Source organism: Amycolatopsis rhizosphaerae (assembly GCF_007713715.1).
Taxonomy (GTDB): domain Bacteria; phylum Actinomycetota; class Actinomycetes; order Mycobacteriales; family Pseudonocardiaceae; genus Amycolatopsis_E; species Amycolatopsis_E rhizosphaerae.
In genome coordinates this window covers 1-3,015 of sequence record NZ_VJWX01000672.1, presented here as the reverse complement: position 1 = coordinate 3,015, position 3,015 = coordinate 1, and the positions used below count along the sequence as shown (strand labels likewise).

At 69.7% G+C, this 3,015-nt stretch carries 3 protein-coding genes and 1 pseudogene; 3 read left to right on the top strand and 1 reads right to left on the bottom strand.

All coding sequences use genetic code 11. The features are described 5' to 3' along the window. Positions 1 to 237: pseudogene (locus tag FNH05_RS35300) on the top strand (hypothetical protein); the annotation flags it as partial. Positions 238 to 370: 133 nt separating this feature from the next. After that, a complete protein-coding gene (gene yhjD, locus FNH05_RS35295; RefSeq protein WP_144593187.1) occupies positions 371 to 1,375 on the top strand; it encodes an inner membrane protein YhjD in 1,005 nt (334 codons plus the stop codon). A gap of 9 nt (positions 1,376 to 1,384) precedes the next feature. On the opposite strand, the gene FNH05_RS35290 is transcribed toward yhjD, so the two are convergent. Continuing rightward, positions 1,385 to 2,599 (bottom strand): D-alanyl-D-alanine carboxypeptidase family protein, encoded by a 1,215-nt coding sequence (locus FNH05_RS35290; RefSeq protein WP_425458523.1) that lies wholly within the window; start codon positions 2,597 to 2,599, stop codon positions 1,385 to 1,387. A gap of 75 nt (positions 2,600 to 2,674) precedes the next feature. Here FNH05_RS35290 and FNH05_RS35285 point away from each other — a divergent pair, with 75 nt between their 5' ends. Further along, positions 2,675 to 2,899 carry an SCO4848 family membrane protein gene (locus FNH05_RS35285; RefSeq protein ID WP_144593186.1) on the top strand — a complete coding sequence of 75 codons (225 nt, stop codon included), beginning with the start codon at positions 2,675 to 2,677 and terminating at the stop codon, positions 2,897 to 2,899. Positions 2,900 to 3,015 lie beyond the last annotated feature (116 nt).

The following is a 3,015-nucleotide window of genomic DNA, read 5'->3' as shown; positions in this document are numbered from 1 at the left end:
GTGCTCCTGCTGGGGAACTCGGCCACCGTGACCGTGCTGTCGGGGCAGCAGACCGAGGTCCGGCGGGTGACCGTCGGGGTCGTCGGCGCGGCCGTCACCGAGATCAAGACCGGCGTGAACGCGGGTGAGCAGGTGGTGCTGGCCGATCTGAGCCAGCCGCTGCCGACGTCGAACACCAACACCCGTGGACTCGTCGGCGGCGGTGGACGTCCCGCCGGCGCCGGGGGAGGCCGCTGACCGTCCTCCCCCGGCAGGGTGGGTCCGAGCGGGTCTACTTGACCGAATTCCTTGTGCCAGAACGGATTCGCGCGATGGCGCGCGGCGGCGGGTGCGGATTGCGAGGTCGGCGGCGGGCGGATAGCGTCCGCGTGTGGCGGAAGCGAAAGAGAAACTCATCCCCCGACTGCGCCGGAAACACCCTTGGCTGGATCACCTGTTCAGAGCCGGCCAGGCATTCGGCGAGCGGTACGGGAACCACTACGCCGCCGCGATCACCTACTTCAGCGTGCTGTCCCTGTTCCCGTTGCTGCTGGTCGGATTCTCGATCGCCGGTTTCGTGCTGGCAGGCAACCAGGCCGCCCTCGACCAGCTCCGCTCCGGCATCGTCTCCTCGGTCCCCGGCGGCCTTTCGGGCCTGATCAATGACCTGATCAACACCGCGATCAACTCGCGGGGCACCACCGGGATCCTCGGTCTGGTGCTTGCCCTGTACTCCGGCGTCGGCTGGATGACCAACCTGCGCGACGCGCTCACCGCGCAGTGGGGCCAGGAAAAGAAGAAGCTGCCGCTGATCAGCACCACGCTCAAGGACCTGCTCGCGCTGGTCGGGCTCGGGATGGCGCTGGTCCTGTCGTTCGGTCTCACCGCGGTCGGCGGCGGGATCGGACGGTGGCTGCTCAAACAGGCGGGCCTGGCCGACCAGGGCTGGGCCGCCTTCGTGCTCACCGTGATCACCGTGGTGCTGTCGCTGACGGCGAACACCCTGGTGTTCCTCTGGGTGCTTTCCCGCCTCCCGCGTGAACACGTCTCGGTGCGCAGCGCCGCGAAGGGCGCGGTCATGGCCGCCGTCGGGTTCGAAATCCTCAAGCAGGTCGGGTCGATCTACCTGTCCAGCGTGCTGGGCTCGCCGATCGGGGTGCTGATCGGTCCGATCATCGGCCTGCTGGTGTTCGCGAACCTGGTCTCCCGGTTCGTGCTGTTCGTCACGGCGTGGACGGCGACCGCCTCCGAGAACATCATCACCGTGGTCGAACCGCCACCGCCCGCGGTGATCCGCCCGCTGGTGCCGGTCCGGCGCGGGCTCGGTGCCGGTTCGGTCGCGGGTGCGTTCGGTGCCGGGGCGTTCCTCGCCTGGCTGGGGCGGCGGCGCGGCTGAGCGGGTGGGTCAGTCCGCCGACGAGGTGTGGCTCCGTCGGCGGCGCTGGAGCACGAACCCGATCAGGATCAGCAGCGCGACCACGCCGGTGAGCACCCAGCCGGTCACGCCGAAGGCGTCGCGGTGGGCGGCGGCGGGAGCGGAGCCCGCGGCACCTGCCGGTGCCGCGGCGTTGTTGGCGTTGGCGCTCACCGCCGGTTCGACCAACTGCCCGACCGACGGCAACCCGGCCTTGGCCAACTGGAAACCGTAGTCGAGGAGTTTCGCGGCCTGCGCGACGACCAGGGTGGGCCGCTGCTCGGCCCGCATCATCACCACCGCGACCCGTTTGCCGCCCTGCGCCGCGCCGCCCACATAGGTATGGCGGGCGTCGTCGGTGAAACCGGTCTTACCGCCGAGGAAACCGGGGTAGCTGCCGAGCAGCTTGTTGTCGTTGACCACGCCGAAGGCGGGTTTGCCGCCCTGCGCGGGGAACTGGAAGCCCTTGGTGCGCACCACCTCGGCGAACTCCGGTTCCCTCATCGCGGCGTGGAAGACCAGGCTGAGGTCGTAAGCTGAGGTGGACATGCCAGGTCCGTCCAAACCGGACGGGGTGGCCGCCCTGGTGTCGGTCGCTCCCAGCGAGGCGGCCAGCGCGTTCATCTTCTGCACCGCGGCGGGCACCCCGCCGAGTGCGGTGGCCAGTGCGTGCGCCACGTCGTTGCCGGAGTGCATGAGCAGGCCGTGCAGCAGTTGGTCGACGGTGTAGCTCCCACCCGCGACCAGGCCGAGGCAGGTGCATTCCTGGCTCGCGTCCTCGGGGGTGGCGACCACGACCTGGCTCGGCTGGAGTTCCCGGATCACCACGAGCGCCAACAGCGTCTTGATCAGTGAAGCGGGTCTTTCGCGCGCGTGCGGGTTCTTCGCCGCGAGGACCGCGCCGGTGTCGAGATCCTGGATCACCCAGGAGGCGGCGGTGGTGTCCGGGGGAAGGTTCGTGCTGTCGGGTGCGATCACACCGCACTCGGCCATCCGGGTGCCGCCTACAGGCTGATCCGGGACGGGCAGCGGTTGCGGGGAAGGCCGACCGGGCGCGGGCCGTTCCGAGGTGTCCACCGGCGGCGGGGGCGCCTGCTGGTCCGGACAGGTCTGGACCGCGGCGGCGGTCGGGGCGGTGCCGATCAGAAACCCGGACAGCAGGGCCAGGACGAGACCGAGGGCGGCCCGGGGATCTACGCTGCGCACGAACTGGGAGATTAGTGCACCACAGTCGCGCTTACCCGCAAGACCGGCCGCACCGACCGGGGGGATACTCGAAGCATGTCTCGACGTGTCGCCTGGTTTCTGCTGGCCTTCGGTGTCTGGTCCTGGATCATCTGGATCACGTTCGCGAAGAACCTGTGGGCCAGCTCCCAGTCCTGGGCACCGGACGGCTCGGCCACCTCGTTCTTCGTGGTGCACCTGATCCTGACCATCGTGTCGTTCATCCTCGGCACCGTGATCGGGGTCATCGGCTGGCGCGGCCTTCGCCGCTCCCGCGCCTGAGCCTCTTCGGCCGGGGCCTTCGGACGTGGTTCGGCCGGTGGTTATGCGCCGATGACGGGGGGTGCGGTGCGTTCGTTGGTGCCGAAGATGTCGTCGGGGTCGGCTTCGACGAGCCA